This window comes from Xanthomonas sp. LMG 8993, from assembly GCF_009835065.2.
Classification (GTDB): Bacteria; Pseudomonadota; Gammaproteobacteria; order Xanthomonadales; family Xanthomonadaceae; genus Xanthomonas; species Xanthomonas arboricola.
The window spans coordinates 16,233-41,386 of record NZ_QVIF02000001.1; the positions used below are offsets into that span (position 1 = coordinate 16,233).

The window sequence follows — 25,154 nt, forward strand, 5'->3', positions numbered from 1 at the left end:
TTCGAGGGAGGGATCGCGGTGGGGGGCGGCGGACGAGCGGTGCACCGTCAGCGTCGATCTGCGGCATTGGATCTCTGCCGTCCCCTCATCCGGCGCTTTGCGCCACCTTCTCCGGGTGGGAGAAGGGAGCAATCGCCTTTCCTGTGGTGAGGGATCAGGGGAAGGCAGCATGCACGCGATGCAACGGTGAACGACCTTCTGCAACGTTGTTGAATCCAGTTGCCCCCTGTGCAACGTAGTACGCGTTGACCAGGGCAACCGCAACGCGCCACCGGATCGCACGTCGCAACAGCATCGCCGGGCGCACCGCCTGGCCCAGCTACCGAAAGCGCGGCCGGCGCACTACACTCGCCGCGCACACTAGGGGAAACACATGGCACGCATTCTGATCGTCGACGACTCGCCGTCGCAGCTGCTGGGGATTCAGCGCATCGTCGAGAAGCTGGGGCATGAAACCATCACCGCAACCGATGGTGCCGCCGGCGTGGAAGCGGCCAAGTCCTCGTTGCCGGATCTGGTGCTGATGGATGTGGTGATGCCCAACCTCAACGGCTTCCAGGCCACGCGCACGCTCAAGCGCGAGCCGACCACTCAGCACATCCCGGTGATCCTGGTGACCACCAAGGACCAGGACACCGATCGCATGTGGGGCATGCGCCAGGGCGCACGCGCCTACATCACTAAGCCGTTTTCCGAAGACGAGTTGCTGGAAGTGATGGAGCGCGTGTTCAACCAGAAAGACGAACCGCCGACCGTCTAAGCGCGCCGGCGAGGTGCGACCGGGGCGCGGGTTCGCTCCGCAGTGCGATAAGCCGACGCGTTGACCGCGGCCGGTGCGATCGACGAAGGCCTGCTTGATCCAGCTTCGCGCAGCGTGGAATCGGTAGACCGGTTGGCGCCGCGGGCCTGCCCGCATCACGCGGTCACCGGCAGCAACGCGCATCGAAGGCCGCTCACCTCCGGCCTTGCCTGCTCCCAACGCCAAGGTCATCACATGCGCGCCTTTCCGGCCCCCGGGACCGCGTCGACACGCGCATGGACCGGACCGGGCCCTGCTGTCGCCCGATGCGTCGCCGCCCGATCCACCCCAGCGGCTAAACCGGGATGTGCCAATCGGGGCCTTTCAAAACGGTCGGTCTGCCCCATCTAGTAGAATCATCGAATCACACAACACGGCGGCACTGCGGGACTGGCCCGCACAGCCCCTCGATCATGGAGCGTGCATGGCCTGGAACACACCCGGCAACAAGGGCGGAGACGGCCCGGACCCCAACCGTCGCAGGTCCTGGGGCCCGCGCGGTGGTGGCAACGGTGGTGGCTGGGGCAATCTGCCCGCCCCGTTGAAGGAGCTGTTCGATGGCAGCGTGGGGCGCTGGATTCTGGTCGCGGTGGTGCTGATGGTGCTGTTCTCCAGCTTCCAGCTCATCGGCGAGCAGCAGCGTGGCGTGGTGCTGCGCTTCGGCCAGTTCTCGCGCATCCTGCAGCCCGGCCCCAACTTCAAGCTGCCCTGGCCGGTCGAGTCGGTGCGCAAGGTCAACGCCACCGAGATCAAGACCTTCAGCAACCAGGTGCCGGTGCTGACCCGCGACGAGAACATCGTCAACGTCTCGCTCAACGTGCAGTACCAGATCAGCGACCCGCGCAAATACCTGTTCGGTTCGCGCAATGCCGACCTGGTGTTGGAGCAAGCCGCGCAAAGCGCCGTGCGTGAGCAGGTGGGTCGTTCCGACCTCAATACCGTGCTCAACAATCGCGGCCCGCTGGCCATCGCCTCCAAGGACCGCCTGCAGGCGGCACTGGATGCCTACAACACAGGGCTGTCCGTCACCGGTGTGACCCTGCCGGACGCGCGTCCGCCGGAAGAAGTGAAGCCGGCCTTCGACGAGGTCAACGGCGCTCAGCAGGTGCGCGAGCGCCTGATCAACGAAGCCCAGGCCTACGCCGCCAAGGTGGTGCCCGAGGCACGCGGCCAGGGCGCGCGCACCCGGACCGGCGCCGAAGGCTACAAGCAGGCGGTGATCTCCAAGGCCGAGGGCGACGCCGATCGCTTCACGCTGTTGCAGGAGCAGTACGCCAATGCCCCCGAGGTCACGCGCAAGCGCCTGTGGCTGGAAACCGTGCAGAAGGTGCTGTCGGAGAACCGCAAGGTGATCGGCAGCGATGGCCGCCAGGTCATCTATGTGCCGCTGCCGGCCGACGCCAGCAAGTCCGCCAGCAACAGCGGCACTGCGGGCAACGGCAGCATGCCGTCGATGGTGCCGCAGGATGTGCTGTTGAATCCGCCGCAAACCAGTGGCGGCAGCGAGGGCATCCGCAATCCGGAGCGCGGCCCGCGCCCGACCGGCCGTGAGGGAACCGAATAATGAAGAATTCGCTAGTCATCGGCCTGATCGTCGCCGTGTTGCTGACCCTGATGGGCTCGGTGTTCGTGGTGCGCGAGGACCAGACCGCCATGGTGCTCAACCTGGGCCGCGTGGTGCGTGCCGACCTCAAGCCCGGCCTGCACTTCAAGATCCCGGTGGTGGAATCGGTGCGCGTGTTCGATCGCCGCTTCCAGGTGCTGGACACCGCCCCGGCGCGCTACTTCACCGCCGAGCAGAAAGACGTCAGCGTAGACTTCTTCGCCATCGGCTACATCTCCGATGTGCGGGCGTTCTATCGCGCCACCGGTGGTGAGGAGTCGGTGGCCAATTCGCGCCTGGCCCCGATCATCACCGACTCGCTGCGCAACCAGATCAACTCGCGCACCCTGCAGCAGCTGGTCTCCGGCGACCGCAGCGAGTTGATCGCCAACCAGCTCAAGGGCATCAACGGCGCGATCAAGGGCCTGGGCATGCAGATCACCGACCTGCGCATCAAGCAGATCGACCTGCCGACCGACAGCCAGGTCATCACCGACGTCTACGAGCGCATGCGCGCCCAGCGCAAGCAGGAAGCCAGCAAGCTGCGCGCCGAAGGCGAGGAGCAGGCCCTGACCATCCGCGCCCAGGCCGACCGCGAGTCCACCGTGATCGTGGCCGACGCCGAGCGCGATGCGCAGAAGCTGCGCGGCGAAGGGGATGCCGACGCCGCCCGCATCTACGGCCAGGCCGGTGCCAAGGATCCGTCGTTCTACGCGTTCTATCGCAGCCTGGAGGCCTATCGCGGCTCCATGACCGACGGCAACGGCGTGGTGGTGCTGGACAAGAACGACCCGTTCCTGCAGTACCTCAAGAGCGATCGTTGATCGCTCTGCGCTGAATCGACAACGCCCGCGGAATGCGGGCGTTGTCGTATGTGCCTTTCACTGCCGCGCCCCCACCGTAGGAGCGCACCCGGGCGCGACGGGCATGCCCGGTAAGGCGATCGCGCCCAGGTGCGCTCCTACGCAGGGCGTGCGTCAGCCGATGGATCGGGCGCACGGCGCTTCGTGCACTGCGATGCTGATGGTCACGTCTGGAATCCAACTGCCTGGAGCGCCTCTCCCGTAGTGTTGACTAGACTCGGCCCGGTAGGAGCGCACCCGGGCGCGACGGGCATGCCCGGTAAGGCAATCGCGCCCGGGTGCGCTCCTACGCAGGGCGTGCGTCGGCCGATGAATCGGGCGCACGGCGCTTCGTGCACTGTGATGCCCATGGGTATGTCCGTAATCCGCAGCTGCCTGGAGCGCCTCTCCCGTCGTGTTGACCAGACTCGGCCCGGTAGGAGCGCACCCGGGCGCGACGGGCCCTATCGGCGGACCCCGCTGATTGCCGTTGATAGCCAGTCGCCATATGGATTCCCCCTAGCGCAGAACGCGGCAACCGCCGATATCCCGCGTGGTCCAAGGCCGTCAGCATCGCGGTATGGCCAACATCGACTCTCCAGGGCATCGCGCGCTGCGCCGCGGCAGGCAGTCTTCGCCCAACAGCGTTTACCTGCTGACCACCACGACATGGCAGCGTCGCGCCGTGTTCGCAGATTTTCTGCTTGCAGCAACCGCCTGCCGGGCATTCACCGCAGCAACGCCTTGCGATGCCAGGCTGCTGGCCTGGGTGTTGATGCCGGATCATGCACATTGGCTGTTGCAGCTGGGGAGCGTCACCGCGTTGGCCGACGCCGTGTCCCGCATGAAAGCGTGCGTAGCGCGTTCGGTGAACGATCAGCGGCAGCATCACGCACCGGTCTGGAGCCGCAGCTACCATGACCACGCGTTGCGCAAAGACGACGACCTGCACGCAGCCGCGCGTTACCTCATCGCCAATCCGCTCCGGGCCGGGCTGGTCACCCACGTCGGTGATTATCCGTTCTGGGACGCAATCTGGCTCTGAGCGTCGAGCCGCCAGCAGGCCTAGTGCATGCCCACCGTTTGCCGCGCGCCGCCGCGTAGGAGCGCACCTGGGCGCGACCGGCTTTACCGGGAATGCCCGTCGCGCCCGGGTGCGCTCCTACGGGGTGGGTTTGTCGGGGGGTGCCTGTCGTGGATCGGGCGATGGTGCTTTGGGCGGTCTGTAGGTTTGACTAGGCTCGCCACGTTGCCGCGTAGGAGCGCACCTGGGCGCGACCGGCGTTACCGGGAATGCCTGTCGCGCCCGGGTGCGCTCCTACGCGGGGCGCGTGGAGGGCGCTGACGCGGCACACTGCAGTTCCCCACGTCCTGGTGTTGCTGATGCATGAATTTCTGTCCGCGTTGTGCCTGATCGCCGTCATCGAAGGCCTGCTGCTGTTTGCCGCGCCCACCGCCTGGAAACGCATGGTCGAGCAACTGTTCAGTCTGCCCACCGCGCAACTGCGTGCGATTGGTGGTGTGACGCTGGTGCTGGGCGCGATCGCGCTGTGGGTGGTGCGTCACTGAGTGGGTGGTCCATTCCGACCGCAACGGACAGCGTAGGAGCGCACCTGGGCGCGACTTGCTTTACCGGGAATGCTCGTCGCGCCCTGGTGCGCTCCTACGAGCCATTGGGATTGTCGCGACGGGATCTCCCGGGCCAGGGGGCGGCAGCGCCCGGAGCACCGCGCAACCGACGGCCAGCCGCAATCTGACCCGCCCCCCGATCCGCCGTCCGCCAGGGGTAGTGCACGTCACCGGAAACCCGGATAATGCACAAAAGCCGGCCGGGCACGCTCACACAGGGCACCTCGTTCGGCTTTTTCCGTGTCAGGGCTTCACGCGCCGCTGCAACGCTCCCCGATGGAGCCGCGCGCCAGGCGGCGCCGCCAGCCGTGAACCGGTCCCATCCCGCGGCCCCGATGGCCGCAGCAAAACTCAGGAGTTCACCCGTCATGGGTCAGTCAGTTGTCGTGCTCGGTGCCCAGTGGGGCGATGAAGGCAAAGGCAAGATCGTCGATCTGCTTACCGAAGAGATCGGTGCGGTGGTCCGCTTCCAGGGTGGCCACAATGCCGGCCACACGCTCGTCATCAACGGCAAGAAGACCGTCTTGCATCTGATTCCGTCCGGCATCCTGCGCGACGACGCGCTGTGCCTGATCGGCAATGGCGTGGTGATCTCCCCGGCCGCGCTGATCAAGGAAATCAGCGAGCTGGAAGGTGCCGGCGTGGAAGTGCGCTCGCGCTTGAAGATCTCCCCGGCCGCGCCGTTGATCATGCCGTACCACATCGCCCTGGATCAGGCGCGCGAGAAGGCCGCCGGCGGCAAGGCCATCGGCACCACCGGCCGCGGTATCGGCCCGGCGTACGAAGACAAGGTCGCCCGCCGCGGTATCCGCATCGCCGACCTGCATTACCCGCCGCAGCTGGAAGAGCTGCTGCGCACCGCGCTGGATTACCACAACTTCGTGCTGACCAAGTACCTGGGCGTGGAAGCGGTGGACTTCCAGAAGACCTTCGACGAAGCGCTGGCCTTCGGCGACTACGTGCAGCCGATGAAGTCGGACGTGGCCGGCATCCTGCACGACCTGCGCAAGCAGGGTAAGCGCGTGCTGTTCGAAGGCGCGCAGGGGGCGTTGCTGGACATCGACCACGGCACCTATCCGTACGTCACCAGCTCCAACACCACCGTCGGCGGCGCACTGGCCGGCACCGGCGTGGGCGCCGATGCGATCGACTACGTGCTGGGCATCGCCAAGGCCTACGCCACCCGCGTGGGCGGCGGCCCGTTCCCGACCGAGCTGGACGACGAAGTCGGCCAGGGCATCCGCGACCGCGGTGCCGAGTACGGCGCCTCCACCGGCCGCCCGCGCCGCTGTGGCTGGATGGACATCGTTGCGCTCAAGCGTGCGGTGGCCATCAACGGCATCTCCGGCCTGTGCATCACCAAGCTCGACGTGCTCGACGGCATGGAAAAGCTCAAGGTCTGCATCGCCTACGAATACCGCGGCAAGCGTACCGAATACGCCCCGCTGGACGCGCAGGGCTGGGAAGAGTGCACCCCGGTGTACCTGGAGTTCCCGGGCTGGACCGAAAACACCCACGGCATCACCGAGTGGGACAAGCTGCCGGTGGCCGCGCGTGCCTACCTGCGCGCGCTGGAAGAACTGGCCGGCTGCCCGATCTCGATCGTCTCCACCGGCCCGGATCGTGACCACACGATGGTGCTGCAGGATCCGTTCGCCTGATCGGCTGACGCCAGACGCGGCATCGTCCAACGGCCCGGCTTGTCCGGGCCGTTGGCATTTGAGGATTGCTGAGATTTGCCATGACTTCCGGCGGTGCCTGCGCGCACTGTTCCGGCGGATCATCCGCGGCCTGGCGCCGCTTGCCTGCCCACTTCGCCCATATCGAGAATTTCCCATGCGTCTTCCCCTGGTGACCGCCATCGCACTGGCCCTGGTCGGTACAAGTCCGGCTGCCTGCGTGCTCGCCGCCGCGCCCGCACCGCCGAGCGCCGCCGCCTCGTCCATCACCACCCAGTTGCCGCGCACGGCCAAGCCCACGCATTACGCGGTGGAGATCACGCCGCACGCGGACAAGATGACATTCGACGGCAAGGTGGCCATCGATATCAGCGTGCTGCAGGCCACCGACCGCATCGTGTTGCAGGCGGCCAACCTGAGCTTGGCGCGCGGCACGCTCACGCAAAAAGGCGGCAAGCCGCAAGCTGCCAAGGTCAGCACCGATGCCGAGGCGCAGACCGCCACGTTCGCGTTCGACAAGCCGCTGGCAGTGGGCGAGTACGTGCTGTCCATCGACTACAGCGGCGTGATCAACACGCAGGCCAACGGCTTGTTCGCGCTGGATTACACCACCGCGCAAGGTGCGCGCCGCGCGTTGTTCACCCAGTTCGAAAACTCCGATGCGCGCCGCTTCATTCCCTCCTGGGACGAGCCCAACTTCAAGGCCACCTTCGACCTGGCGATCAATGCGCCGGCCGGGCAGATGGCGGTGAGCAACATGCCGGTGGCCTCGTCCAAGCCGGGCGCAAACGGGCGCACCCGCATCGCGTTCCAGACCTCGCCCAAGATGTCCACATACCTGCTGTTCGTCAGCGTGGGCGATTTCGAGCGTGCCACCGTCACCGCCGACAACGGCACCGAGATCGGCGTGATCGCGCAGAAGGGCAAGGTGGACCAGGCGCAGTTCGCGCTGGAATCCGGCCGCGACGTGCTGCACGAATACAACGCCTACTTCGGCATCCCGTACCCGCTGCCCAAGCTGGACAACATCGCCGCGCCCGGGCGCAGCCAGTTCTTCAGCGCCATGGAAAACTGGGGCGCGATCTTCACCTTCGAATACTCGTTGTTGCTGGATCCGGCGGTGGCCAACATCGACACCAAGCAAGGCGTGTTCACCGTCGCCGCGCATGAGATTGCGCACCAGTGGTTCGGCAACCTGGTGACCATGGCGTGGTGGGACGACCTGTGGCTCAACGAAGGCTTCGCCAACTGGATGGAGGCGCGCACCACGGCAAAACTGCATCCGGAATGGGATATCGACAAGACCGGCCCGGCGCTGAAGAGCCGCGCGGCGATGCGGCGCGATGCGTATGCGACCACCCACCCGGTGGTGCAGCACGTGGCCACCGTGGAGCAGGCCAGCCAGGCCTTCGACGCCATCACCTACCAGAAGGGCGAGGCGGTGATTGCCATGCTGGAAGACTACGTCGGCTCCGATCGCTGGCGCACCGGTGTGCGCAGCTACATCAAGCAACATCAGTACGGCAACGCGGTGACCGACCAGTTGTGGCAGCAGATCGACGCGGTGGCCCCGGGCAAGCAATTCACCCAGGTGGCGCACGACTTCACGCTGCAGCCGGGCGTGCCGTTGATCAAGGCCAGTAGCCGCTGCGTCGGCGGCCAGACCGCGGTGACGCTGGAGCAGGGCGAGTTCACGCTGGACCGCCCCGACAAGCAGCCGTTGCGCTGGCATGTGCCGGTGGTCCTGCGCAGCGGCAATGGCGCGCCGGTGCGCGTGCTGGTAGATGGCACCGCGCAGGTGCAGGTGCCCGGCTGCGACGCACCGGTGGTGGTCAATGCCGGGCAAAAGGGCTACTTCCGCACCTGGTATGCGCCCGCGCAGTTCAAGGCGCTGACCACCAGGTTTGCCGCGCTACCGGTGGTGGACCAGGTGGGCGTGTTGAACGACACCAACGCACTGGCCGGTGCCGGCGTGCAGGCGCAGGCCGACGTGCTGAATCTCACCGCCCAGGTGGCGGCAGGCGCATCGCCTGATGTCTGGGACATGGTGGCCAGCATCTACGACGATGTGGATGGCAGCTTCGAGCGCGACCCGGCTGCGCGCGCCACGTGGCGTGCCTATGCCGTACCGCGGCTGTCGGCCGAATTCGCAACGCTGGGTTGGGACAAGCGCGATGGCGATTCGGCGCAGATCCAGCAGTTGCGTACCCGCCTGATCGCCACCCTCAGCGACATGGGCGATGCCGCCGTGATCGCCGAGGCACGCCGGCGCTTTGCCGCCTTCCAGGCCAACCCCGCCTCGCTGTCGCCGGAGCTGCGCGACAGCGTGTTGGGCGCGGTTGCGCACAATGCCGATGCAGCCACCTGGGACGCCTTGCATGCCTTGGCCAGGCAGGAAACCTCGTCGATGGTGCGCGACACCTATTACGACTTCCTCTCCATGCCCAACGACGAGGTGCTGGCCAGGCGCGCGCTGGAACTGGCGTTGACAGCCGAGCCGGGCGCCACCACCGGTGCGAGCATGATCGACCGGGTCGCTTCCCGGCACCCGGAGCTTGCCTTCGACTTCGCGGTGGCGCATCGCACGCAGGTGGACACCCTGGTGGATTCCACCTCGCGCGCCCGCTACTACCCCGGCCTGGGCATGGACTCGGCCGAGCTTGCCACCGCCGACCGGATCAAGGCCTATGCCGAGCAGTACATCGCACCCACCTCGCGGCAGGCCGCAGACAATGCCGTCAACACGATCCAGACGCGGGTGAAGCTGCGGGCGGCATCGCTGCCGCAGATCAAGGCATGGTTGAAGGCGCGCAAGCGCTGAGCGTTGCGGTCATCGCAGCACAGGAAACAGCCCGGCCTTGCCGGGCTTTTTCTTTGCCGCGCCGGCAGTCACCTGGAGGTGGGGAGCGAGGCCGCCGAGCAGCGTGATGCCGGCATTGTGGCGTCCGGGAAGACCATCGCCTGGGACGACATGTGTGGCCATCTGGAAAAGCGCATGGCCGGCGAGCCGGCAAAGCGTCCCACGGCTCGCAAACTAGCCCGGTAGCATGGTGCGTATCGCGCTGGCACCGGAGGTTGCACAGGATCTTGAGCGGATCTTCGACCAGCTCCAGCGCCATGAGGCCGCACATGTCGCAGCACGCCTGCACGAGGTCATTGCGGCAATCGATGTGCTGGAAACCAATCCGCTGATCGGCCGGCCGGCGGCGGCAGGTGCGAACTGGTGATCGGTCACGGCGCGCACGGCGATCTGGCGCTGTACTGCATGTCGCGCAGATCGGCACGGTGTTTGTGCTGGCCGTTCGCTCGCAACGTGAGGCGGGCTTTGCGGGGCCGTGATATCGGCAGTTCCCTGATCGCTGTAGCCGGTGTCCCTGTTATTCGATGCACTGCCACCCGAGCCGCACAAGCCGGTGCTGGAGATCGTCGCGCGCCACGCCGACGTTGCCAACCGGTATCGCCTGCACGCCATTGCCCAGAAGCCGCCGCAATGCTCGCCACCCGCCTAGCGCCGTTATCCCATGCGCATCGACGCACTCTCACGCTGCCGGGTATCCATCTCCTGCTGCTGGCTCTGCGCCAACGCCTGCTGGCGATCGGTGCTGGCGACTTCCAGTCGCTGCAGCGACTGCTCCACCGGCGTCTGCACGGCCATGTCGGTCGACATATGGGCGCGCAGGTGCGCCGGGTTGTTCAACTCGCCCTGCACCACAAACACATTGCGGCCAGCCGGGCTGTCGGTCGTCTGTTGGCTCAGCACCACGTGGTCGGCCCGGTCCAGGTTGTTCTGGCGGGCGAGAGTCATCACGCTGGCGATGAGGCGCTCGCTGTTCTCGTCCGGTGTGCGTCCGGCTTGCGCATCGATCGCGTTCACGCCTGCGCGCACCTGCTGCAGCAATGCGTAGTCCCGGTGCTCAGGGCCGATATCGGCGAGTTTGGTGGGCGGCTGCATCCGATCGGGCAGCCCGTCGACCGATGCCGTGAGCGGGCTGCGGGTAATGGAGCGATGCGGATCGTCTTCGTGGAACTGCGTGGCTTTCTGCTGCCGTTCCAGGCGGACGGCGCGGGCATCGTCGAGTTCGGCGATACGGCCGGGATTTGTTTCTTCGCGCATGGAAAGATGCCCACCGCCTGCGCTGACGTTCACCCATTTCTGCTCTTTTTCAAAGTACATCGCGTAGAAGCTGTTGCTGCCGATGACGTTGGGGTCGACGGCGGAGCGGCCTTCCAGCATCTGGATCGCTTCGGTGGTGCCGAGCTTGGCCAGGTACTGGCTGCCGGCCGCCAGTCCCATCTGCGCAAAGGTCTCGTAGCCCGTGTTGTTGATACGGGTGGCGCCGGCGTACTCGTTGTCGAGCATGTTGGTCCAGATCTGTTCCAGCTTCTGGGGGCCACTTTTTTCCAGCGCCGCTTGCAGGAGGACGCGAGGCGTCCAGCAGTTGGGGTCGAGCTCATGGTCCAGGAAGGCTTGATCGTGTGCCCGCATGACATCAGCACCAGGCAAATTCTGCGCTAGATCCGGACGGTGTTCGCTCATCCAGTATTGCCTGGCTTCAAGATCCTTTTTGAGCAGGGTTTGCCCAAACGCTTCCCACTGCCTCTCGCTCAGGTTCGCGTTGGCAAAGTGAGAGCCGTTATCGTGCTGTGTCCTGGCATAATTCTGTGCGTAATTATTTGCAACCTGGCCGGGCAAGCTATCGTTACGCACCACGCCCAGCGCCAGCGTCCCGTAGCCATCTGCACCATCTAGCTGCGAAAGATAATTCCAGTACAGCTCGCGGTTGCCCGCGTCCGCATAGCTGGAAAGAATCTTGAGGTCCTGCTCATTCAATCCGCTCATGTCCTGCTCCTTATCGTCGCCGATCACCTGACTTTGGTGCCGGCCAGTACGGTCCTTACCGCGTCCTCCATGCGTTTCCAGTCCTTCAAGAATGCGCGCTTATAGTTCAGGGTGATAGAAAGCTTGTTCTCGATATCAGAGAAGTAGTGGACACAACTTGCAGCAACAGCGCCTTTTTCGTGTACTACTTCAGCTCCCTCCAGCCGCACACCGTCTCCACGAAATTTGGTGCTGTCGCACTTGATGAAGGTGGTGAGGCCGCCGCTTGAGTCACGGGCGACGTACCAGTCATCTTCGTAGGCAGGGTTGCGAATCGGCGGTTTCCCGTAGTGGTCTTCGTACTCTTTCGAATACGCCAGCATTTTCGCTTCGTCGATTGCGTAGGGCGTTAGGTCCAACGTGTCCTGCTGGGCAAGGCGGAGATCGAGGCGCTGCCTCGGATCTCGACGTTCCACTGAATTGGCCTCGGTAATCGCATCATTGGAAGAGTGTCGCTCTAATGATGTCTCGATAGGAGCCCGGTCGATGTAATTGATTCGAACTGAGATCTCCTTTCGGAAATCATTCGTACGCGGGTTGGCCCGTGCCCCGGGCGGGGTGGGGGTCATGTCTGGCCACTCGATGACCAGCGTGACGCCTTCGCCCGGCCATGGTGCGATCTGGCTGTCCAGATAGTTGGCGGGGATGCGGAAGGTGTTCGGCCCCAGCTTTACGTCAACCGGCGCGTCCGAATAGGTGTGCCCGTTGATGGTGCGGCCTGTGGTAACGGTGCCTGACATGGGGGAAGTCCTTTTTTGTTCGGGTGATGGCGTCCGTGCACAGGCACTGCCGGTGACGGCGATGGCGAGTGCAAGGGCCAGGCACCGGCCGGATGACATCATGTGCATTGGTCAATCCATTGCAGGGTTCGCCGCAACTATAGGCAACTTGGGATCAGCGCGACAGCAAGGGCCAAGCCTGCGATTGTCCGTGCCATGCGCCGCATGACATGGGAATGCGATCACGCTCTGCCGGAAGGAAAGGCGCGTGGATCAAAACACGGGCGGTGCAACGGCAGCTCGCCACGTGTGCTGAAGAAGGGCGTTTGCTGCCCTTGACCACACTAAGTGTCGAGCTGCAGCGTGGTCAACGCCGCCGCCGCCACCTCATGCCCCAAACGCACCATCGATCGTATGCATCGCCCCGGTGACAAAGCTCGCTTCCGGGCCGGCCAGCCAGGCCACCATGCCGGCCACTTCGTCGGCACGGCCGTGGCGTTTGATCGCCATGAAGCTGTGCATCAGGTCTTTCATCGGCCCGTTTTCCGGGTTGGCGTCGGTATCGATCGGGCCCGGTTGCACCACGTTGATGGTGATGCCACGCGGCCCGAAGTCGCGCGCCAGCCCGCGCGCCAGCCCTTGCAGCGCGGATTTGCTCAGCGCGTAGGACGCCATGCCGGGCAGCGGCATGCGGTCGCCGTTGACCGAGCCAATCACGATGATCCGCCCGCCGGGCGGCATCTGCCGCGCGGCCTCCACGGCGGCGTGGTAGGGCGCGTGCACGTTGATGCGGAACAGCCGGTCCACCGCGTCCGGATCCTGGTCCAGGGCATCGCCGAACAAGGCGATGCCGGAGTTGACCACCAGCACATCCAGCGGCCCGCTGCGGCGCACCGTGTCGATGACCGCATCGCGGTCGGCACTGTCGGCCAGCACCGCGGTACTGCCGGTGTCACCGGCCAGGCGCTGCGCCGCCTCGGCAGAGCCGGCATAGGTGAACGTCACCCGCGCGCCCTCGGCCACAAAGCGCCGCACGATGGCGGCCCCAATGCCCCGGCTGCCACCGAGCACCAATACCGACTTGTCTTTGAATGCTGACATGCATCACCTCGCAATTAATGTAGCGAGTAATACATAATAGATTTCGCTTGCCGTCAAGAGTTTTGTAACTATGACTACAGAAAACCCCCGGGCCCGCGGCCGGCCGCGGGCGTTCGACCCGGACCAAGCGGTCGCCACCGCGCAGCAGCTGTTCCATGCGCGCGGCTACGACGCACTGAGCGTGGCCGACCTCACCCAGGCACTGGGCATCAATCCGCCCAGTTTCTACGCCGCCTTCGGCAGCAAGGCCGGCCTGTACGCGCGCATCCTCGACCGCTACGCGCAGACCGGGGCCATCCCGTTGCCACAGATCCTGGACACCGCCCGCCCGCTGGCCGACGCACTGGCCGACGTACTGGAGCAGGCCGCCCGCTGCTACGCCGCAGACCCCGCCGCCACCGGCTGCCTGGTGCTGGAAGGCACGCGCAGCAACGACGCGCAGGCGCGCGAGGCCGCCTGCGGTTTTCATGTCGCCGCCCAGGAGTTGATCCGCTCCCACATCGCCAAGCAGTGCCCGCACGACGCAGACCGGCTGGCGGATTTCGTCAGCACCACCATGGCCGGGCTGTCCGCCAGCGCCCGGCATGGGCAGAGCCTAGAGCGTCTGCTGACGAGTGCGCGCTTGGCGGGGGAGGCGCTTCGGGTGGCGCTGCGCGGCTAGGCAGCGTGAGAGTGGGCAGAAGGCTTTCGATGGTATGAGCTACCGCAAGCGGGGCTGGCGGATCCCGTTCTTGTGCGAGTTGATGATTGGTTTCAGTGCCAGTGGCTACGTGCTGCTGTTTGAGGTTGCAAGCGATCAGGTCGTCACCGTTGGCGATCAGGCATTGGCGTGAAGACGACTATCATTAGGCGGCGAGTCAATCGATCAGTGGCGTCTGTGCCTGGGGCGCATCGCCAATGACGGGAAGGTGGAGACACAGGGGATTGAATGGACAAGTCGTCGTTAACCGAGCGCGATATCTGCACGAAATTCATCATTCCGTCGATCGTCGCTGCGGGCTGGGATCTGGATCTCCAGGTGCGCGAAGAGGTCGCTTTTACCAAGGGGCGTGTCGTCGTTCGCGGCAAGCTGCACAGCCGAGGGTTGGCGCGTCGTGCCGACTTCGTGCTGTACCACCGCGCCAATCTTCCTTTGGCCGTGATTGAGGCAAAGGACAACAAGCATACCGTTGGTTCCGGCATGCAACAGGCGCTGGGATATGCAGATGCGCTGGATGTTCCGTTTGTGTTCTCAAGCAATGGCGACGGATTCCTTTTCCACGATAGAACCGCAACCGGCGACAAGGTCGAATCCGAACTGACGTTGGATCAGTTTCCCTCGCCAGAGGAACTGTGGCGTCGCTATTGCCTCTGGAAGGGGCTTGGTGAGGACGCGCGACAGGTGGTCGAGTCCCCGTACTACGATGATGGCAGCAGTCGCTCGCCGCGCTACTACCAGATCAATGCGATCAATCGAACGATCGAAGCTGTGGCCAATGGTCAAAACCGCATCCTGCTGGTGATGGCCACCGGAACCGGCAAAACCTATACCGCTTTCCAGATCATCTGGCGGCTTTGGAAGTCGCGCCAGAAGAAGCGCATCCTGTTCCTGGCTGATCGCAACATCTTGGTCGATCAGACAAAAAACAACGATTTCAAGCCGTTCGGTACGGCGATGACCAAGATCACCAAGCGCCAGATCGATACGTCTTACGAAATCTACCTGTCCCTGTACCAGGCGGTGACCGGCGTAGAGGACGTCAAGAACATCTACAAGCAGTTCTCTCGGGAATTCTTTGACCTTGTCGTCATCGATGAATGCCATCGTGGCAGCGCGGCTGAGGATTCTGCGTGGCGGGAGATCCTGGAATATTTCTCTGGTGCCACGCATATCGGCCTGACCGCAACGCCAAAGGAGACCAAGGAAGTCTCCAGCAGTACTTACTTTGGAGAGCCCGTCTACAGCTACACGCTGAAGCAGGGCATTGATGATGGCTTCCTGGCACCGTACAAAGTGGTGCGCATCGACTTCGATGTCGATCTGCAGGGCTGGCGGCCACCTAAAGGGATGCGCGACAAAAACGGCGAGTTGATCGAAGATCGTATCTACAACCTGCGGGATATGGATCGCCAGCTTGTCGTCGAAGCGCGGACATATCTGGTCGCGCAAAAAGTCACCGAATTCCTCACTGCCACCGGTCCATTCCAGAAGACCATTGTTTTCTGTGACGACATCGATCACGCCGAGCGTATGCGCCAGGCCCTGGTGAATCTCAATCCGCAGCGTGTTGCGGAAAATCGCAAGTACGTCATGCGCATCACCGGCGATGACAACGAGGGAAAGGCCGAGCTCGACAATTTCATCAATCCGGAAATGCGCTACCCCGTCATCGCCACCACCAGCAAGCTGATGACGACCGGCGTTGACGCGCAAACCTGCAAGCTCATCGTGCTGGACCAGCACATCAGGTCAATGACCGAGTTCAAGCAGATCATCGGTCGCGGGACGCGCATCAATGAGTACTACGGCAAGTACTGGTTCACCATCATGGATTTCAAGAAGGCAACCGAACTGTTCGCTGATCCATCATTCGATGGAGACCCGGAGGTGATCTACAACCCATCGCCCAATGACAGTCCGGTACCGCCTGAGATCGGGGGCGGCGAGGGTGGCGACGGCGGTGTGGTCGGTGATCCTCCAGATGGCGGTGATGACGTCACCACCGGGGGTGAAGGTGGGCCGAAGCGCATCAAATACGTCATCGACAAATTGCCGGTATCGGTCGTGGCCGAGCGCGTCCTGTATTACGGATCCGATGGCAAGCTCATCACCGAGTCGCTGCGCGATTACACCCGTGAGCGCGTCCTGCGCCAGTTCGCATCGCTTGATGACTTCTTGCGGCGCTGGAGCGATGCGCAGCAGAAGAAGGCCATCATCGATGAGCTGGCCACACAGGGCGTGTTATGGGAAGAGCTTGCCGGCGAGGTCGAGAAGAAACTGGGCCAGTCGCTCGATCCGTTCGACCTAATCTGTCACGTGGCCTTTGATCAACCGCCGCTGTCGCGCAGGGAGCGGGCGGAGGGTGTGCGCAAGCGCAATTACTTCGCCAGGTATCAGGGCAAGGCGCGGCAGGTACTCGAAGGCTTGTTGGACAAGTACGCCGACACCGGGGTGGAGCACATCGAGGACATCAGGATCCTGCAGCTTGAACCGTTTCGTACCCTTGGAGCACCGATCGAACTTGTGGCGGCCTTTGGCGGCAAGACGAACTACCAGCGGGCCATCCTGGACCTGGAAAGCCAGCTATACAGCAGTGCGGACGTTGCCTGACCTGTTTTCCATGGTATTCTTGTCCTTTGTTTCAGGACGGGGGACGGCGCCTTTCCGTTACTCATGAAAAGTCAAGACATCCTGCTCTTGCTGAAGCTGGTCAGCCTCGAGCGCCAGCAATCGGTCCCTGTAGGCGGCGAGAAAGCAGCGCTCGGCATTCCCGATGACTGGCGCGGCTGGGCCATGTCGGCGGCTCAGGAGGATAGGGGGGCGAGCGGCTTGGCCGAAGATGCGTTCTCCGTACGCGGCCTTGAGGAGTCCACCGGCATCAGCAAATCGGAAGTCAGTCAGGCGCTCCGGCGTTGCGCGGACGTGGGATTGGTCCTGGCCGAGCGCGGCAGTGGCATCCCGCGCGCCAACACGCGCGCCCTGCTGGGCTTTGTGATGAACGGGCTGAAGTATGTGTTCCCGGCGCGCCCGGGCCCGATCGTCCGAGGCATTCCCACGGCACACGCCGCGCCGGTGCTGGTCGATCGCCTGTTATCCGCAGGCGAACACATCTACGTCTGGGAGGACGGCTACGGCAGCGAGCAGGGCCAGCGCGTGGAGCCGCTATACAAGAGCGTGCCGCGTGCCGTACGTCGCGATGCGGAGCTGTACGCCATGCTGGCGCTGGTGGACGCGATCCGGCTGGGGCGTGAGCGTGAGTCGGCGCTTGCCGGCAGTGTGCTGACCCGATACCTGCGGGAAGTGCCGTAATGGGCACGCCTGGAAACTGGGATATCCAGCAGCACATGCTGGCACGCGTGGCCGAAGCGCTTGGGCCGGATCTGCTGCCGGAAGTCGCCTTCGTCGGCGGCTGCACCACCGGTCTGCTGGTGACAGACGCGGTAAGCCGGGAAGCTGTTCGCTTTACCGAAGACGTCGACCTGATCGTGCACGTCATGGGCCTGGGCAGTTGGTACCGCCTGCAGCAGGTGCTGGCCGGTAAGGGCTTTCGCACCTCGCCCAACGACGACGTGGTCTGCCGTACCCGCCTGCGCGATCAACATGCCAGCGAGCTGATCGTCGATTTCATGCCCGACGACGCTGCCGTCCTCGGATTCAGCAATCGCTGGTACGCCGATGCGCTGCGTGAGGCGTACGATCACGCACTGCCGACAGGTGTGACGATTCGCGTGGTCGCTCCAGCCTACTTTCTGGGCACCAAGCTGGAGGCCTACCGGGGGCGCGGCAACCGTGATCCATTGGCCAGCCGGGATGTCGAGGACATCCTCAATGTCGTGGATGGCCGCGCCAGCCTGTGCGATGAGGTCGCGCAGGCGTCAACGGCATTGCAGTTGGATATCGCACAGGGGATCGCCGAACTCCTGCGCCACCGCGACTTCAACTATGCCGTTCAGGCTACTTCCAACAACAACCGCCAGCGCGAGGAGTTGATCTTCACGCGGCTGGACGCACTTGCATCCTTCAACAGGTAACACGATGTCGATCAGCAGTACCATCAAATCCATCCAGGACATCATGCGCAAGGACTCCGGCGTCGACGGAGACGCCCAGCGCATCGGCCAGCTGGTGTGGATGTTGTTCCTCAAGATTCTCGATGACCGTGAGCAGGAATGGGAGCTCATCCACGAGGACTACCGTTCGCCGTTGCCGCAGCGGCTGCGTTGGCGCAATTGGGCGGCCGATCCGGAAGGGATCACCGGTGATGAGCTGAAAAGCTTCATTGATATTGACCTGTTTCCCGATCTGCGCGATCTGACACCGCGCCACAGCAAGCCCCTGGGCTTTGTCGTGCGCGATGTGTTCCAGGACGCCTACAACTACATGAAGTCCGGGCAGCTGATCCGCCAGGTGCTCAACAAGATTCAGAGTGGTGTGGACTTCAACAAGGCGCAGGAGCGCCATGCGTTCGGCGACATGTACGAGCAGCTGCTGCGCGACCTGCAGAGCGCCGGCAACGCAGGCGAGTTCTACACACCGCGCCCGGTCACCGAATTCATGGTGCGCATGGTCGACCCCAAGCTGCATGAAAAGGTGATGGATCCTGCCTGTGGCACCGGCGGCTTCCTCACCTGCGCCATCGAGCACAAGCGCCAACGCTATGTGCGCACCGCCGAGGAGGAGGCCATCCTGCAGGCCAGCATCTTCGGCGTGGAGAAGAAGCCGCTGCCGCACCTGCTGGCCACCACCAACATGGTGCTGCACGGCATCGAAGTGCCCAGCCAGATCAAGCACGACAACACCCTGGCGCGCCCGCTGATCAGCTGGGGGCCGGGTGAGCGGGTCGACTGCATCGTCGCCAACCCACCGTTTGGCGGCATGGAAGAAGACGGCATCGAAACCAACTTCCCCGCCGCCTTCCGCACCCGTGAAACCGCGGACCTGTTCCTGGTGCTGATCATGCACCTGCTCAAGGACGGTGGCCGCGCCGCCGTGGTGCTGCCCGATGGCTTTCTCTTCGGTGAGGGCATCAAGAGCCGTATCAAGGAAAAGCTGCTCACCGAGTGCAACCTGCACACCATTGTTCGCCTGCCCAACGGCGTGTTCAACCCCTACACCGGCATCAAGACCAACCTGCTGTTCTTCACCAAGGGCACGCCCACCAAGAACGTGTGGTTCTACGAGCACCAGTACCCGGCCGGGTACAAGAGTTACTCCAAGACCAAGCCCATGCGCGTCGAGGAGTTCGCCGTTGAGGAAGCCTGGTGGGGCAGCGAGGCCGATGGCTTTGCTGCTCGCCAGGAAAATGAATTCGCCTGGAAGGTCAGCTTCGAAGAGCTACAAAGCCGCAACTGGAACCTCGACAGCAAGAACCCGCATGTGGGCGAGCAGATCAGCCACGACCCGCACGAGCTGCTGCGCGGCTATGCCGCCCTGCAAGGCGAGATTGACGGGTTGCGTGACCAGCTCAAGGCTGTGCTGGCCGAAGCGCTGGAGCGCCGGGTATGACGACGCTGCTTACCCGCAATCTGCCGCTGCTGGCAGGCGCGCCCAATGGTATCAAGAAGCTGCGCGAGCTGATTCTGGAGCTGGCGGTGCGTGGCAAGCTGGTGCCGCAAGATCCGAATGATGAGCCGGCGAGTGAGCTGCTGAAGCGGATTGCGGAGGAAAAAGCGCGGTTGGTGGCTGAGGGGAAGATCAAGAAGCAGAAGCCACTTGCCGAGATTGGCGAAGAAGAGACACCGTTTGAAGTGCCTACCAACTGGGCGTGGACGCGTCTTGGAGAGTTGGGTTTAGTCGGGTCTAGTTCGCGTGTACACCAGAAAGACTGGCAAACTAGCGGTATTCCTTTCTACCGTGCCCGGGAAATAGTTCGGCTATCCAAAGATGGTTTTGTCGAAAACGAATTATTTATTTCGGAGGCTCTATATCAAGAGCTTTCCACAGGAGAGTCAGCGCCGAAAGTAGGAGACATAATGCTGACAGGTGTAGGGACAATTGGTGTCCCATACCGCGTACAGAAAACAGATCGTTTTTACTTTAAGGATGCCAGCGTCCTGATTTTCAAGAATCATATAGCGGATAATTCAGACTATCTTCTTAAGTACTTCGTTTCTCCGCTATGGATAGAGAAAATTCACGCTGAGAGCATGGGTACGACAGTACACACGCTCACTATCGGCAGAGCAAATGAAACACTCTGCCCACTGCCGCCACTCGCCGAACAACACCGCATCGTCGCCAAAGTCGATGAGCTGATGGCCCTGTGCGACCGGCTGGAAGCTCGTCAGGCCGATGCCGGCAGCGCCCACGCCCAACTGGTGCAGGCGCTGCTGGAGAGCCTGACCCAGGCCCGCGACGCCGAGGACTTTGCGCAAAGCTGGCAGCGCCTGGCCGAACACTTCCACACCCTGTTCACCACAGAATCCAGCATTGACGCCCTCAAGCAAACCCTGCTGCAACTGGCGGTGATGGGCAAGCTGGTGCCGCAAGACCCTAGCGATGAACTGGCGAGTGAGCTACTTAAACGGATCGCCGAGGAAAAATCACAGTTCGAGGCGGAGAAGAAGATCAAAAAGCAGAAGTATCTTGCGGAGATTAACGAAGACGAAAAACTGTTTGAGCTGGCAGCAGGCTGGGAGTGGGCTCGTTTAGGTGATCAAGTGATCGAAAGTGGTGCTGGTTGGAGTCCTATTTGCGAGCCAAGGCCAAGAGAGGGGAACGACTGGGGAGTTCTGAAGGTCAGTGCCGTCTCATGGGGTATTTACCGCCCCGAGGAAAATAAAGCACTACCAATGAACTTGGATGCTCGCTCCGAGCATGAGGTCTCTGAAGGTGACTTCTTAATTTCCCGCGCAAACACTGCTGAACTCGTAGCCCGAAGTGTCATAGTGGATTCGACCCCGAGCCGATTGATGCTAAGTGACAAGGTCGTTCGACTGAAGCTAACAAAGTTTTGCAACCGACATTATGTAAACCTAGTAAACAGCGCTGCACATGCTCGTCAGTACTACGCCCGAGTAGCCGGAGGCACAAGCAGCTCAATGAAAAACGTTTCGCGCGAGCAGATTCTTAGCTTGCCAATTGCCTTGCCTCCCCTAGCCGAACAACACCGCATCGTCGCCAAGGTCAATCAACTGATGGCGCTCTGCGACCAACTCAAAGCCCGCCTCGGCGAGGCTCGCCAGGTGCATGGGGACTTGGTTAATGCATTGATTGGCTTAGGTTTGAATAGCGGGAAGGAGTCGAGGGCTGAGGTTGTTGACTTCAGCGCTTACCTGATTTTCAGGCTCGCGTCACGACGCACCTTCGGGCGTGTTGCGCATATGAAGTTGCTGTTTTTGGCGGATTCCCATCTGGGCTTGGGACTGATGGATGGATATCGTCGCCATGCTGCTGGTCCGCTCGATACGATGATTTATCGGGTAGAGGAGCGTGCTGCTCAAGAAGGGCTGTATTCGACCTCGATCGAGGTGCTCAAATCGGGGCAGGAAAAGGTCTCCTATCACATTGGGGCGAACATCAGTCACTCTGTCGAAACAGCGGCTTCCGCACTCGGTTCTGCTCAGAAGGAGTTGGATCGTCTTATCGCGCTATTTGAGGGGCGTAAGACGGACGATCTGGAGGCTGTCGCAACGCTATACGCGGTCTGGAACGACGCGCTTGCCGGGGGGCTTCATCCCAATGACGAGTGGTTGATCAACGAGTTCCGCGGTAACTGGCATGAGGCGAAGGAGCGCTTCACGCCGGACATCTTAGGTAAGTGGCTTGGTTGGATGCGCGATCATGGGCTTGTCCCGACGGGCAACAGTGCGGTGACGAAGTCACAGGCAGCTTTCTTGTTCAATTGAATCTGCAGTGTGCGGGGTACGGGCTAATGGCAACGAGTCGGTTGAGCTCCGACGGGGAAACCTCGTTGCCGCTGGCCAATGATGCGTTTTCCAGCTCACAGCGGCGTTCGTTATCCATGCTTGACGTAGAAATTTTTCGGTAGCAATCTTTCTGCACGGAGCCTCGAAACTCCCCGAACAGCGGTACCCACCTCCGACAAACCGGTGGGTTTTTTGTGCCTGCAACTTTGCTGGTGCAACCGACGCGATGCTCTGCGTCGGGAGGGCGGCTAATACAACACCCGCAAGGGGAATACGCCCGCCGGCTGTTCGCGGTTTCGAGCCTCCCGACTTCCCGTCCGTCGCCTTGCGGCGGGCGGGCTGATTCCATGGAATGAGGAGCAGGCCATGTCGGACGTTGTACGCGATGTGCAGTCACACCCGGGCTACTACCTGTCAGAAGGCGCGCAGTACCGCTTGCAGCAGCTGCGCGACCACATGCGCTTTCTGGCGCGTTTGGCGCAGCCGCGCACACCAGCGGAAGAGCAGGCGCGACAGCCTGCCATCTGCATGGACGAGTTGGCGTTTTGTCTGGAGCTGCTTGCCGATCAGATGACCCATGCGCTGAAGCAGGTGCAGTGGCCGGCGAGTCTGGAAGAATCAGGCGGAAAGTAGCGCTCTTACACCGGCGCAGACTTCAAAATCCCAGACAGACTCTCGCGCAGGATCAGCTGCAGATGCATGCGGTTGAGTTCCATGCCGCTGGTCATCACGCTGTGCAGGCCGCCGCACATGGCGGCGACGGCGAAGACGCGGGCCTGGAATTCCTGTTCGCTGCTGGCCGGGTCGGCGTGGCCGCGGAGCAGGCGTTTGAGCAGGGCGCTGAGGTGTTCGATCAGCGATGCGCTCTGCCGGCGCATGAAGGCGGCAAGCACCGGGTCGCGCAGGGTGGCCAGGTGCAGTTCCAGGTCGATGCGGGTGCGCTTGATGTTGATTTCCTGCAGCAGCCATTCTTCGAGCAGGCCGGCGATGAAATCCACCACGTGCACGTTGGCCGGGCGTTCCACCAGCCACATCTGGCGGATAGCGCGCATGTAGTTGCGCTCCAGCAATGCGCGCACCAGCGCGTCCTTGTCTTCGAAACGTTGCAGCAGGCTGCCGCAGCTGACCTTGGCGCGCTCGGCGATCAGCTCGAAGCTGGTGGCACTCAGGCCGATGACGTCGATGCACTGCTCGGTGGCGTCCAGCACCTCTTCCAGCAGCAGTTCTTCGCGCTCTTTTGCCGTGCGCAGCAACAGGACGTTGGACATGGGCAGCAGGGTGTCGGGGGGCTGCAGTATACCGGCGCGGCGTTACCCATCCGTTGCGTTCGCTTGTTGCCGTGCCATCAGTCATGGATGCGCGTGCGTATTGAAACACCGGTCACAGATGCGCTGGTCGACCATGTTTTCACGGCGGCTGTGCGACACGTGAGGTCGACGTTGTGCAGGAGAAGCATGTGAGTGAGAACAGTGCGGTAGCCGGTGTCTCGGCGCAGTGGCCGGCGCGGTTGTGGGTGGTGCGGCATGGGCAAAGCGCGGGCAATGTGGCGCGCGATGTGGCCGAGTCCAACGGCTCGGCCTTGATCGACCTGGAGCACCGCGACGCGGATGTGCCGTTGTCGGCGCTGGGCGAGCGCCAGGCCGAGGCGTTGGGGGCGTGGATGGCCGGTTTGCCCGAGCACGAGCGCCCGACCCTGATCCTGAGTTCCACCTATGTGCGTGCGCGGCAGACCGCCGCTGCGGTGGCGCGTGCGCTGGGGCAGCCGGCCGATTCGGTCAGCGTGGACGAGCGTTTGCGCGAGAAGGAATTCGGCGTGCTCGACCGCTATACCACGGCCGGCATTCTTGCGACCTTTCCGGAGCTGGCCGAGCAGCGCAAGCTGGTGGGCAAGTTCTACTTTCGCCCGCCCGGTGGCGAGAGCTGGTGCGATGTGATCTTCCGCCTGCGCGGGGTGGTGGGCGATCTGCAGCGCAACCATGTGGGCGCGCGCGTGCTGATCGTGGGGCATCAGGTGATCGTCAATTGCTTCCGCTACCTGATCGAGAGGATGGATGAGGCCACCATCCTGGGCATCGACCGCGAAGGCGATGTGCCCAATTGCGGCGTCACCGAATACGCGGCTGCGGCCGATGGGCAATCGCTGGAGTTGCTGCGCACCAAGTTCGTGCCGCCGGAGCTGGCCGACGAGCCGGTGACCACCGAGTCCGACCGCCCGGCCGGGGCGCGCTGATGGCCGCCCCGCGCGTGCGCATGCTCACCGCGGCCGCCTTGCGGGCGATGCCGTTGCCTGCTCCAGGTGGCGACAAGGAGCAGCGCGGGCGCGTGTTGATCGTGGGTGGCTCGATGCGTGTGCCCGGTGCGGTGCTGCTGGCCGGCGAGGCCGCGCTGCGCACCGGTGCCGGCAAGCTGCAGATCGCCACCGCCGCCAGTGTGGCGCCGGGTATGGCTTTGGCGGTGCCGGAGGCGCTGGTGCTGGGGTTGGCGCAGAACGGGCAGGGTGAGATCGTGCGCGGGCACCGCGCGCTGGACGGGGCAATGGCGGCCTGCGATGCGGCAGTGATCGGGCCGGGGATGGCGTCGTCGGCCACCACCACGGCGATGGTCAGGCGCGCCGCCGAGCAGGCGGTGTGCACCTTGGTGCTGGATGCCGGCGCGTTGTCGCGTGGCCTGCGGGCGCCGATCGGGCGGCCATTCGTGTTGACGCCGCATGCGGGCGAGATGGCGACCCTGGCCGGCGACGACAAGGCGGCGGTGGAAGCGGCGCCGGGCGCGTACGCGTTGAAGTTTGCGCAGAAGCTGCGCAGCGTGGTGATCGTCAAGGGCGCGGACAGTTTTATTGCCGGCCCGGATGGAGTGGTGTGGATGCATCGCGGGGGTGCGTCCGGGTTAGGCACGTCCGGGTCTGGCGATGTGCTGGCGGGATTGATTGCCGGCTTTGCCGCGCGCGGCTGCGATGCGTTGACCGCTGCGTTATGGGGCGTGTTTGTGCATGCGGCGGCGGGCAGGCAGTTGGCCAGGCGGATTGGGCCAGTGGGGTTTCTGGCGCGCGAGCTTGGGCTGGAAGTGCCTGGGATTTTGCATCGGTTGGCACGCCGGTGATCGACGCTCGTCGCGTTGATGCGGCGCGCAGACCAAGCCCCTCTCCAGCGGGAGATGGATTGGGGTGAGGGTAGGTTTGCTGGAGTCGTGGGGCTGTCTTTCCAGTTGGGGTTTAGGTTGTTGCCTTGATTGCAGGGGGCGGGTTGCACTCTTGGCAGACGTAGGCTCATCCGGCCCTTCGGGCCACCTTCTCCCGAGGGGAGAAGGGAATTGCCGATGGTGGAAGGGTGCATGGT

At 63.4% G+C, this 25,154-nt stretch carries 23 protein-coding genes and 1 pseudogene; 19 read left to right on the top strand and 5 right to left on the bottom strand.

Features of this window, described 5'->3' with window-relative positions; genetic code table 11:
• The first annotated feature begins 373 nt into the window (after positions 1-373).
• The 7 genes from pilH (at position 374) to DYQ94_RS00080 (ending at position 9,373) form a co-directional block, all read left to right on the top strand.
• Complete coding sequence (gene pilH, locus DYQ94_RS00050; RefSeq protein WP_024938599.1) at positions 374-760, top strand: twitching motility response regulator PilH; 387 nt, start codon at positions 374-376, stop codon at positions 758-760.
• Positions 761-1,223: 463 nt separating this feature from the next.
• Complete coding sequence (gene hflK, locus DYQ94_RS00055; RefSeq protein ID WP_126965155.1) at positions 1,224-2,363, top strand: FtsH protease activity modulator HflK; 1,140 nt, start codon at positions 1,224-1,226, stop codon at positions 2,361-2,363.
• Positions 2,363-3,226, top strand: a complete 864-nt coding sequence (hflC, locus tag DYQ94_RS00060; protein ID WP_039523939.1) for a protease modulator HflC — start codon at positions 2,363-2,365, stop codon at positions 3,224-3,226. Before hflK ends, hflC begins: the two co-directional genes overlap by 1 nt.
• Positions 3,227-3,824: 598 nt before the next feature.
• Complete coding sequence (locus DYQ94_RS00065) at positions 3,825-4,289, top strand: REP-associated tyrosine transposase (protein ID WP_065046697.1); 465 nt, start codon at positions 3,825-3,827, stop codon at positions 4,287-4,289.
• Between the two features lie 338 nt (positions 4,290-4,627).
• Positions 4,628-4,813, top strand: coding sequence for a DUF2065 domain-containing protein (locus DYQ94_RS00070; protein ID WP_039510765.1), 186 nt, complete (start codon positions 4,628-4,630; stop codon positions 4,811-4,813).
• A 428-nt stretch (positions 4,814-5,241) separates the two neighbouring features.
• Positions 5,242-6,534, top strand: coding sequence for an adenylosuccinate synthase (locus DYQ94_RS00075; RefSeq protein WP_024938603.1), 1,293 nt, complete (start codon positions 5,242-5,244; stop codon positions 6,532-6,534).
• A gap of 175 nt (positions 6,535-6,709) precedes the next feature.
• Positions 6,710-9,373: a M1 family metallopeptidase gene (locus DYQ94_RS00080; RefSeq protein ID WP_126965154.1), complete on the top strand. Its 2,664-nt coding sequence runs from the start codon at positions 6,710-6,712 to the stop codon at positions 9,371-9,373.
• Positions 9,374-9,382: 9 nt separating this feature from the next.
• Here DYQ94_RS00080 and DYQ94_RS00085 read toward each other — a convergent pair whose 3' ends face one another.
• A complete protein-coding gene (locus tag DYQ94_RS00085) occupies positions 9,383-9,535 on the bottom strand; it encodes a hypothetical protein (RefSeq protein WP_164738844.1) in 153 nt (50 codons plus the stop codon).
• 67 nt (positions 9,536-9,602) lie between these two features.
• Here DYQ94_RS00085 and DYQ94_RS00090 point away from each other — a divergent pair, with 67 nt between their 5' ends.
• Both DYQ94_RS00090 and DYQ94_RS00095 read left to right on the top strand, forming a co-directional pair.
• Positions 9,603-9,779 carry a type II toxin-antitoxin system RelE/ParE family toxin gene (locus tag DYQ94_RS00090; RefSeq protein WP_425518989.1) on the top strand — a complete coding sequence of 59 codons (177 nt, stop codon included), beginning with the start codon at positions 9,603-9,605 and terminating at the stop codon, positions 9,777-9,779.
• A 141-nt stretch (positions 9,780-9,920) separates the two neighbouring features.
• The gene (locus tag DYQ94_RS00095) at positions 9,921-10,061 is read left to right on the top strand and encodes a hypothetical protein (RefSeq protein ID WP_160954643.1); all 141 of its coding nucleotides are present in this window, start codon (positions 9,921-9,923) and stop codon (positions 10,059-10,061) included.
• A gap of 5 nt (positions 10,062-10,066) precedes the next feature.
• On the opposite strand, the gene DYQ94_RS00100 is transcribed toward DYQ94_RS00095, so the two are convergent.
• The 3 genes from DYQ94_RS00100 to bdcA all read right to left on the bottom strand — a co-directional run bounded on the left by DYQ94_RS00100 (position 10,067) and on the right by bdcA (position 13,251).
• Positions 10,067-11,392: a Smlt3024 family type IV secretion system effector gene (locus DYQ94_RS00100; protein WP_160954642.1), complete on the bottom strand. Its 1,326-nt coding sequence runs from the start codon at positions 11,390-11,392 to the stop codon at positions 10,067-10,069.
• Between the two features lie 23 nt (positions 11,393-11,415).
• Positions 11,416-12,279 carry a Smlt3025 familytype IV secretion system inhibitor gene (locus DYQ94_RS00105; protein WP_126965152.1) on the bottom strand — a complete coding sequence of 288 codons (864 nt, stop codon included), beginning with the start codon at positions 12,277-12,279 and terminating at the stop codon, positions 11,416-11,418.
• A 258-nt stretch (positions 12,280-12,537) separates the two neighbouring features.
• Positions 12,538-13,251, bottom strand: a complete 714-nt coding sequence (gene bdcA, locus DYQ94_RS00110) for an SDR family oxidoreductase (RefSeq protein WP_014506929.1) — start codon at positions 13,249-13,251, stop codon at positions 12,538-12,540.
• Positions 13,252-13,321: 70 nt separating this feature from the next.
• Here bdcA and DYQ94_RS00115 point away from each other — a divergent pair, with 70 nt between their 5' ends.
• From DYQ94_RS00115 to DYQ94_RS00150, 8 genes and pseudogenes are all read left to right on the top strand, one after another.
• Positions 13,322-13,912 (top strand): TetR/AcrR family transcriptional regulator, encoded by a 591-nt coding sequence (locus tag DYQ94_RS00115; protein WP_126965151.1) that lies wholly within the window; start codon positions 13,322-13,324, stop codon positions 13,910-13,912.
• Between the two features lie 34 nt (positions 13,913-13,946).
• Positions 13,947-14,100: pseudogene (locus tag DYQ94_RS00120) on the top strand (type II toxin-antitoxin system RelE/ParE family toxin); the annotation flags it as partial.
• 79 nt (positions 14,101-14,179) lie between these two features.
• Positions 14,180-16,561, top strand: coding sequence for an EcoAI/FtnUII family type I restriction enzme subunit R (gene hsdR, locus DYQ94_RS00125; RefSeq protein WP_126965150.1), 2,382 nt, complete (start codon positions 14,180-14,182; stop codon positions 16,559-16,561).
• Between the two features lie 63 nt (positions 16,562-16,624).
• Positions 16,625-17,260: a helix-turn-helix domain-containing protein gene (locus DYQ94_RS00130; RefSeq protein ID WP_126965149.1), complete on the top strand. Its 636-nt coding sequence runs from the start codon at positions 16,625-16,627 to the stop codon at positions 17,258-17,260.
• A gap of 35 nt (positions 17,261-17,295) precedes the next feature.
• Positions 17,296-17,982 carry a nucleotidyl transferase AbiEii/AbiGii toxin family protein gene (locus tag DYQ94_RS00135; RefSeq protein WP_237474893.1) on the top strand — a complete coding sequence of 229 codons (687 nt, stop codon included), beginning with the start codon at positions 17,296-17,298 and terminating at the stop codon, positions 17,980-17,982.
• Between the two features lie 4 nt (positions 17,983-17,986).
• Positions 17,987-19,456: a type I restriction-modification system subunit M gene (locus DYQ94_RS00140; protein WP_126965147.1), complete on the top strand. Its 1,470-nt coding sequence runs from the start codon at positions 17,987-17,989 to the stop codon at positions 19,454-19,456.
• The gene (locus DYQ94_RS00145) at positions 19,453-21,798 is read left to right on the top strand and encodes a restriction endonuclease subunit S (RefSeq protein WP_126965146.1); all 2,346 of its coding nucleotides are present in this window, start codon (positions 19,453-19,455) and stop codon (positions 21,796-21,798) included. Before DYQ94_RS00140 ends, DYQ94_RS00145 begins: the two co-directional genes overlap by 4 nt.
• 387 nt (positions 21,799-22,185) lie before the next feature.
• Positions 22,186-22,452 carry an XAC0095 family protein gene (locus DYQ94_RS00150; protein ID WP_126965145.1) on the top strand — a complete coding sequence of 89 codons (267 nt, stop codon included), beginning with the start codon at positions 22,186-22,188 and terminating at the stop codon, positions 22,450-22,452.
• A gap of 5 nt (positions 22,453-22,457) precedes the next feature.
• Here the strand turns inward: DYQ94_RS00150 and DYQ94_RS00155 are convergent, their stop codons facing one another.
• Positions 22,458-23,087 (bottom strand): TetR/AcrR family transcriptional regulator, encoded by a 630-nt coding sequence (locus DYQ94_RS00155; RefSeq protein WP_005920554.1) that lies wholly within the window; start codon positions 23,085-23,087, stop codon positions 22,458-22,460.
• A 173-nt stretch (positions 23,088-23,260) separates the two neighbouring features.
• On the opposite strand from DYQ94_RS00155, the gene DYQ94_RS00160 reads away from it, so the two are divergent.
• Positions 23,261-24,049 (top strand): histidine phosphatase family protein, encoded by a 789-nt coding sequence (locus DYQ94_RS00160; RefSeq protein WP_046341970.1) that lies wholly within the window; start codon positions 23,261-23,263, stop codon positions 24,047-24,049.
• Positions 24,049-24,918, top strand: a complete 870-nt coding sequence (locus tag DYQ94_RS00165; RefSeq protein WP_126965144.1) for an NAD(P)H-hydrate dehydratase — start codon at positions 24,049-24,051, stop codon at positions 24,916-24,918. Before DYQ94_RS00160 ends, DYQ94_RS00165 begins: the two co-directional genes overlap by 1 nt.
• Positions 24,919-25,154: the final 236 nt, after the last annotated feature.

What these genes read in the sequence shown, in the direction of transcription:
- pilH (WP_024938599.1), top strand. Translation starts at nt 374, where the DNA reads ATGGCACGCATTCTGATCGTCGACGACTCGCCGTCGCAGCTGCTGGGG.
- hflK (WP_126965155.1), top strand. Translation starts at nt 1,224, where the DNA reads ATGGCCTGGAACACACCCGGCAACAAGGGCGGAGACGGCCCGGACCCC.
- hflC (WP_039523939.1), top strand. Translation starts at nt 2,363, where the DNA reads ATGAAGAATTCGCTAGTCATCGGCCTGATCGTCGCCGTGTTGCTGACC.
- DYQ94_RS00065 (WP_065046697.1), top strand. Translation starts at nt 3,825, where the DNA reads ATGGCCAACATCGACTCTCCAGGGCATCGCGCGCTGCGCCGCGGCAGG.
- DYQ94_RS00070 (WP_039510765.1), top strand. Translation starts at nt 4,628, where the DNA reads ATGCATGAATTTCTGTCCGCGTTGTGCCTGATCGCCGTCATCGAAGGC.
- DYQ94_RS00075 (WP_024938603.1), top strand. Translation starts at nt 5,242, where the DNA reads ATGGGTCAGTCAGTTGTCGTGCTCGGTGCCCAGTGGGGCGATGAAGGC.
- DYQ94_RS00080 (WP_126965154.1), top strand. Translation starts at nt 6,710, where the DNA reads ATGCGTCTTCCCCTGGTGACCGCCATCGCACTGGCCCTGGTCGGTACA.
- DYQ94_RS00085 (WP_164738844.1), bottom strand. Translation starts at nt 9,535, where the DNA reads ATGGCCACACATGTCGTCCCAGGCGATGGTCTTCCCGGACGCCACAAT.
- DYQ94_RS00100 (WP_160954642.1), bottom strand. Translation starts at nt 11,392, where the DNA reads ATGAGCGGATTGAATGAGCAGGACCTCAAGATTCTTTCCAGCTATGCG.
- DYQ94_RS00105 (WP_126965152.1), bottom strand. Translation starts at nt 12,279, where the DNA reads ATGCACATGATGTCATCCGGCCGGTGCCTGGCCCTTGCACTCGCCATC.
- bdcA (WP_014506929.1), bottom strand. Translation starts at nt 13,251, where the DNA reads ATGTCAGCATTCAAAGACAAGTCGGTATTGGTGCTCGGTGGCAGCCGG.
- DYQ94_RS00115 (WP_126965151.1), top strand. Translation starts at nt 13,322, where the DNA reads ATGACTACAGAAAACCCCCGGGCCCGCGGCCGGCCGCGGGCGTTCGAC.
- hsdR (WP_126965150.1), top strand. Translation starts at nt 14,180, where the DNA reads ATGGACAAGTCGTCGTTAACCGAGCGCGATATCTGCACGAAATTCATC.
- DYQ94_RS00130 (WP_126965149.1), top strand. Translation starts at nt 16,625, where the DNA reads ATGAAAAGTCAAGACATCCTGCTCTTGCTGAAGCTGGTCAGCCTCGAG.
- DYQ94_RS00135 (WP_237474893.1), top strand. Translation starts at nt 17,296, where the DNA reads ATGCTGGCACGCGTGGCCGAAGCGCTTGGGCCGGATCTGCTGCCGGAA.
- DYQ94_RS00140 (WP_126965147.1), top strand. Translation starts at nt 17,987, where the DNA reads ATGTCGATCAGCAGTACCATCAAATCCATCCAGGACATCATGCGCAAG.
- DYQ94_RS00145 (WP_126965146.1), top strand. Translation starts at nt 19,453, where the DNA reads ATGACGACGCTGCTTACCCGCAATCTGCCGCTGCTGGCAGGCGCGCCC.
- DYQ94_RS00150 (WP_126965145.1), top strand. Translation starts at nt 22,186, where the DNA reads ATGTCGGACGTTGTACGCGATGTGCAGTCACACCCGGGCTACTACCTG.
- DYQ94_RS00155 (WP_005920554.1), bottom strand. Translation starts at nt 23,087, where the DNA reads ATGTCCAACGTCCTGTTGCTGCGCACGGCAAAAGAGCGCGAAGAACTG.
- DYQ94_RS00165 (WP_126965144.1), top strand. Translation starts at nt 24,049, where the DNA reads ATGGCCGCCCCGCGCGTGCGCATGCTCACCGCGGCCGCCTTGCGGGCG.